General features: G+C 46.4%; 3 protein-coding genes and 1 pseudogene. 3 read left to right on the top strand and 1 reads right to left on the bottom strand.

What is annotated here, in order from left to right; all coding sequences use genetic code 11:
* Nucleotides 1-215, bottom strand: a pseudogene (locus ACSR9A_RS28455) (hypothetical protein); the annotation flags it as partial.
* 166 nt (nucleotides 216-381) lie between these two features.
* Here ACSR9A_RS28455 and ACSR9A_RS28450 point away from each other — a divergent pair.
* From ACSR9A_RS28450 to ACSR9A_RS28440, 3 genes are all read left to right on the top strand, one after another.
* On the top strand, nucleotides 382-1,242 hold the full coding sequence (locus tag ACSR9A_RS28450) for a hypothetical protein (RefSeq protein ID WP_473761572.1): 861 nt from the start codon (nucleotides 382-384) through the stop codon (nucleotides 1,240-1,242).
* A gap of 188 nt (nucleotides 1,243-1,430) precedes the next feature.
* Entirely contained in the window at nucleotides 1,431-2,465 is a 1,035-nt protein-coding gene (locus ACSR9A_RS28445; RefSeq protein WP_473761570.1) for a serine hydrolase domain-containing protein, read from the top strand.
* A 326-nt stretch (nucleotides 2,466-2,791) separates the two neighbouring features.
* A complete protein-coding gene (locus ACSR9A_RS28440; RefSeq protein WP_473761568.1) occupies nucleotides 2,792-6,703 on the top strand; it encodes an NHL repeat-containing protein in 3,912 nt (1,303 codons plus the stop codon).
* Nucleotides 6,704-6,717 lie beyond the last annotated feature (14 nt).

Genomic DNA, 6,717 nt, shown 5'->3' with positions numbered 1-6,717 from the left:
GGATGATAATCCATTCTTTTTTCCTCTGCCGTAAAATACTTATAAAATGCTTCATAAGCGGTATGCACCTGATCGTAATCATGCTTCGTTTGGGCATAATCGGTACGATGGAACTGCACTTGCATATGTTCAAAAAGCTTCAGAATGCTTTTAAACTCTTCGGGTGTTATGAAAAATTTAAGTTTATAAAATCCGCTGTTTTTTAATTTGTCCATTTCTTTCCTCTCACCGCCCAATATTGACTCCATTTATATTATCACATTCTACCTACTCTTCACCTCCTGTTTTGTCAATTAATATAAAAAATGAAAAAGAATATTCCGATACTATAAATAGAAGTGAATAACCGAAATAAATGAAAGGAAAAGGGGTGCTTTAAAGATGAAGATTTACAGCTCAACCCAGTACGACTTAAATTTATACACCAATTCCAAACAACAGGCCGATAAACCGGCCTTGGTTACAGGCACGATACCCGGACTTTCGCATGACATCGATACAGTGGAGATCAGCCCGTCTGCCAGACAGTTGGCGCAATCCGATATTGTGAACCATTCGGCTAAATATTTTGGAACCGTTCAAATTAATGATTCGCTGAATCGCCTTCTCACAGATCAACCTGCGGAGGTGAAGGAAGCTGTTTACAGCATCATTCAATCCAATATCATTACAGACATATCTGGAGATGAGGAAAGAACAGCCTTATTAGAACTGGGACTTACTCAAGCTAAGTATATCGCGGACAACTACATGAAGGATGATGAAGCGGCGGAATTTATGAATACGATTCGTCAAATCGGCGCCATCTCCAAAACGAGAACGGTAGACCCTGAAACGAATGAATTCCATTACGAAACCCCGCCGCAAAGGCCTATTGGGGCTTCAGATGATTATATCGATTTGAACGATATGATGAAAAAATTCGAGCCGAATACGCTGGACAAGCTGCAAGAAGCTATTGTGAACGGTAAAGACTGGAACAGCATCTTGCAAACCTTCGCTAAGAAAGCATCGACAAATACGGATTGGATGAAGGCATACAGAGAGGAAGCTGCCAAGCCGATGGGGGACATTGTCGGTGAGAACAGATTCGAGAGGGCCTCTACTGCCAGCTTGAATGCTTTTGTCCAAGATATCAAGGACATCACTGCCAATGCCGGATTTGAAAATACAGGGTTCATTAAAGACAATATAGAGGCTTTTATGCGAACGTTGGAAAGCGCAAGGTCTTTTCAGCCATAAAAGTATCGAGTGAAAAAATACCCGCCTGCCGCTGCTTGGACGAATTCTAATCAGGGCATGCGGGTATTTTTCTAACGTTTGAATGGTTGCCCTACTAATCCAGTATTTTGCTTCTATCTATAACATAAGCTTAACCAGTACACGTTATAAATTAGCATGGGAAGGAGCGGGTCTCCATAAAGAAACGATTGAACAAGCAGCTTGAGGACATTCTTGTCTCTTCTGTAGATAATAAAAACATATTTGGGACGGTTCTTAGAATAGAATCAGGAAATAAACAGTTGATATGGACCGGAGCGGCTGGCGATATGAGTCTAGGCAACCAGTTCTTCATCGCGAGCACAACCAAGCTTTATGTAACGGCATCCATTTTAAAGCTGAGAGAGCTGGGCAAAATCCAGCTGACTGACAAAATAAGCTGTTACCTAAACACGGAGATTCTTTCGGGAATCCATCACTACCAAGGAACCGAATATTCTTACGACATTACGATTGGACAATTGATGGCCCATACTTCGGGGCTGCCCGATTACTTTGAACAAGAAAGACAAAGCAGTAAGAGTCTAAAGGTTGAGCTCCTTGCTGGACATGATCATGCATGGTCGTTCGAGACGGTGATGGAGGACGTAAAGCAAATGAGGCCACACTTCCCGCCTGGTAAGAAAGGCAAGGCATTATATTCCGATACCAACTATCAATTGCTTGGCAAGATTATCGAGAACGTAATGAATATCAATTTAGAAGATGTTTTCAAGTCGTTCATTTATGAGCCCTTGGCTTTATCTAAAACCTACCTCTATAGAAACAACCACGATCAAACACCCAAGCGACTTTACTATAAAAAATCCTCCTTGCATATACCAGAGGCCATGGCATCCTTCGGCCCAGATGGAGGGATTGTCTCTACTGTAGACGAGCTGATGCGGTTTCTGAGGGCTTTTTTTGAAGGTGAATTATTTCCTAAACCATATTTGAGTGAGCTATATGTTTGGAATAAAATCTTTTTTCCGTTACAATACGGCATTGGAATCGCGAAATTTAAGCTTCCAAGGTTTTTCTCGCCGCTGCGATCAATGCCAGAGTTAATCGGACATTCCGGTTTATCGGGGGCTTTTGCGTATTATTGTCCAGAGAGGGATTTGTATTTGTCAGGTACGGTCAATCAGGTTTCCAATCCGAGCTTGTCCTATAGGCTGATGCTTCGAGTATTGCAGTCCATGTAAATCTAAACGCTTCTTGAGCGGAAAGCATTAAGGGCTGTCTTTTTTTGTGCGCCTTTCTTAGTATGGGTTGAATTATAGTAAAGATTGAATTATAGCGAAAAATTTACAAATCTATTTTTTTATATTTTATTCCAAAATTCGATATAATTTGATATAATATCCCTTGCGAATAGATAAGAGACTCTCATTCCTAGTACCTGAAATACTCTTCCACGAAGAAGGCGGATGTCAGTATTCGCACCCCAATTTCATAACAACATGGCGCAGTCAGATTAGGAATGCTGGTTTTTTTGGAAATAACTAATTTTTCAGAGGAGACTGAAGCCATGAACAAAACTCTGCATTTTGAGCTCGTATCTAATTCTACGGAGGTACCGCTCACCTTGCATATCGGGCAGAAGAAGTATGCGCTGAACAATCATACTCCGCAAACGCTGCTCGATTCGACTAGGACCAATAGTGCGCTGGCACTAATACCTGAACAGCAGAGACAGAAATTCACTCATTTTGTTGAACTATCCGAGTCTGTGTTCCAAAGTGATCGTCTAACCCGCATCCGTGTAACCTCTCCTGATCACGATCCGAATGTATACCTCCCCAAGCTGCATCATGTTTCCTTTCACATTCCGAAAGTACACAGAGTCAATCACATAAAGAGCAAGCTTGCCACGAACTCGCTGCACTTACATCCCAAGCTGACAAGTCTTGGAGTCGCCCAGCCTCACACATTTGATGCCCTTCAGGTCAACCTTGATGCGGAAGATTTGTTAAGCCCATGGGATATTGCAACATCGATTTTGTTCCACTATCCGGAGCTATCCTCCAATAAGCCTTATACAGCGAATATCGTAATGAACGATCACATCGCACCACCTCAAAATATTAACCCTACCCAATATAACCAAGTGTACAATCTAGCAACAATCATTAGCAAACAGGGTCCTGCATCCTCAACTGGCGGCTGGGCTAAAATTACAAATTCGGTTGACCAGAACGGCACTCCGCTTACTTACGGCTATGACATGGGTACGCATAAGGCGGGGGATGCGATCCTCATTTACAGCTGGTCAGATTTAACCGTACAAAATGCAACCTCCCCAATGACTGGCGCCATGCAAAGTGCGAGCAACGACAATTCGCTTCAAAATCAAACATGGACGGTCAATCAGGGCAAAACGGCCTATCAGCAGGATGGAGACTCCACAACGGGCTCGCTGCAAAAATCGTTCTCGTCATCCCGTGCAACACTCGAGGCTGTCGGAGACCCGTCGTTCAAATGGACAGTTAAAGAGGAGACTCCGCATCACGGGCTTGGCGTTTATGCCGATACGATTTCCTTTAGCGATAAAGGCAATTTTTCCATACAAGTGAAAAATACTTATTTGCGCACATTGACTGCGTATGCGGAGTTTTTCAATGAGAACGGGGATGCGATCTCCAACCCGTCAGGCTGGGTAGATCAACTGCCATCCTCGATTTCCAGCTGGTTCGAGACGGACAAGAAGAAGTTTATCTCTAGCGTATCCGCCGTCAATACGATTCTTGGCATCCCTATGCCAACGGATCCAACGACGCTTTCGTTCGTTTTTCCAGAGGATGCCACGCAGCTTAAGCTGCTCTTTGGGGGTCTAGGCACCTCAAAATGGGATGGAGATGTCGATCCATCAGGCGCCATTCTTACAGGTATATTTCAATACGGTATTCCTTCGATATTCCTTATCGCTGGTGCAGCCATTACGAGCACCAAGTGGTTTAAGGACTTCGTGTCTGAAACCGAAAATATCGTGGCCGCCCTTGCGGTTGCATTTCCAATTGTCGGCGGTGGCGTAACAACGGCTGCAGCCTTAACCAATGTGAAATCCGTACTAATCAGCTTTGCGGACGCTATGGCTGGAATCCTGCTCGCTAAAGGGCTGGAGAAGCTGGCGCTTTATATTACAGGCCAGATCACGGTTGCGGAGCTGGAGGACGAGGTACCGTTTGTCGGCTGGGCGCTTCGGGCGGCCAACATGGCGATCGACTTTGCGGAAATGGCGGTTACGACTGGAGAAGTTCTGTCCTCGCCAGCTACGCTTTCCATTGACATTTGCCGTACGATGGATCTGAATTTTAAGCTGCATCCAGATCCAGCCCATGGCGAGCCGGGAAATCTAGAAACAGCGGTTTGGCCTGCCGTGTCTGACCATTATCAGGTGACGGTGCAGTACAAAGGGGGCACGAACTTCGTGCTTAGCGGCAAGATGCCTGCTACAACATCAAACACGCCGCTGCTGCTGACCTTCGCAGATCTGCCTGTCGGCGGGAGCATCCAGATTACTGCTGGCATCTACTCAGCCAACGGCTGGCTATGCGGCAAATACCAGAGCGATTGGATGGACGCCTTCCCAAGCAGCGGCTCCTCTTCACTTTCACTCGATGAGAATATTACAGAAATTCTAGTGCCGCTTACTCAGGATACACAGTACAACTACAAAGAGAAAATCGTATACGACCAAAACTCGGGCAAGCATGTGTGGCATGCCGGTGATCTGCCGACGGCCACACTATCCAGTCTGGACTGCAGCAGCGGTGGCCATTATATTTGCAAACCGGTCGATATTACGCTGAATGACCAAGCTTACCAGATTGGCTATGTATGGAGCGCCTCGGGTCAGAGTTATATGGCTCAGAACGTCTCTGTGCTGGCTGATCCGCAGTCACGCTACAAGTCGTCCGAGGTTCAACTTACGGTGCAGCCTTATATCGCCTATGACCAATTCGGCCTTCAGCCAGATGGTAGCGGGCAGGATACTGTTAGCCTGAACAACTTCATTCTCGATACCCGGAACAGCCAAATGAATTTGCGCCAGGTTAACCTGATGGACGGCCAAAGCGGATTTGGCTTGAATGACCCGAATTTGAAGAGCTGGGGACGGTTTAACCTCTCTAATATCGACGCGATGGTTGTTCATCCGGATGGAGCGGTCATTGCCGTCAGCTGGAAAGACAGCAAGATGGAAATTCTTCAAATTCCAGACGCGCCGAGCGACGATGCGCATGCGCCTGACGCTCAGATGGTATCCGGGCTTGGGGTTCGCCAAGGGCTGCTTCAAGGGCCGAAATCTATCTCTGTAACGCCAGACGGCCGCGTGCTTATTCTGGAAACGCTTAATAAGCGGATCCAAGCTTTCGATACGAAAGGCAATCCGGTTTCCAGCTTCCTTGGTGATCAGCTGTTCACGCTTGAGGCTTCGGTCTATGCGACAGACCTGGATAATGGCATATTCTCAGATGCGCTGCAGCTTCAGTTTCAGAATAACGGCCTGACGCATATTTTTGATCTGGATGAATCGCTGATTGAAAGTCTGAATCAAAGCCAGCTCACAGACAGCATCATTAATGCCTTTGCTGTCCAAGGTGTGTTCCTGACCTACGAAAGCGATCAAATGAGCAATCATGCGGTCAGCACATACATCACCGTCATAACATCTGGCGAGGCTTGGACGATCACCGACCCGAACAAGAACGCAGTCTACAACATTAAGAAAAACGACCTGGTTCTCAACGTATTCGATGTGCTGAACAATGTAACCGTTGATGTCCGCGCGAAGGGCAGCATCTGGGTGGTAGAGGATTGGAACGGTGCGCAATCGTACTACATCTCCACCGATGCGGCGAGCAGCCAGACTCTTAATGTCAGCCGCTATTTGTCCTTCATGCTGCTTTATAATCCTGAAAACCGCACCGACATCACGTATTTGGACGTAGCGGTCGAAGCGAAAGGCTATCTCTACGTGCTTTCTTATGTAGCTGGAGGCAAGGAGCCAAGCGATTACTTTTTGGACATCTATAACCCGGACGGCACGTTCCTTGTCCGTACACCGGATTCGAAATTACAGCCGACGAGTCCGCAGTTTATCAGCGCAGCGAAGCTTGTCGTTGACGTATGGCGCAATGTCTATACGCTGAACTACGAGCCAATTATAGGCCCGAACAACATGACGGAACCATCGATCAGTCATTGGATTCCGACTCCGCCGCTGTTCGATTTGCCGCTCAGCGACCAGCCGAACTTCGATAATGCCAATGTTGCGGCGGTTCAGGCTGCTTTCTCAGCTAACGGTATTACGCTGGCGAACCCGACTACGATCAAAACGATAAATTCAAGCGGCTACTGGAAGGTATCCGATTCGACACAGACGTATGATGTCATCCGCAGCGGTGCGAATCTGGAGGTCTATTCCATTCCAGTGACTTAAGGAGCAGCCTTCGA

This window comes from Paenibacillus sp. R-74696 (assembly GCF_055814915.1).
The sequence above is the reverse complement of the archived record's forward strand: the minus strand, read 5'-3'. Positions and strand labels throughout refer to the sequence as shown.

Excerpts from the sequence above, each read along its gene's own strand:
- ACSR9A_RS28450 (WP_473761572.1), top strand. The coding sequence starts at position 382 with ATGAAGATTTACAGCTCAACCCAGTACGACTTAAATTTATACACCAAT.
- ACSR9A_RS28440 (WP_473761568.1), top strand. The coding sequence starts at position 2,792 with ATGAACAAAACTCTGCATTTTGAGCTCGTATCTAATTCTACGGAGGTA.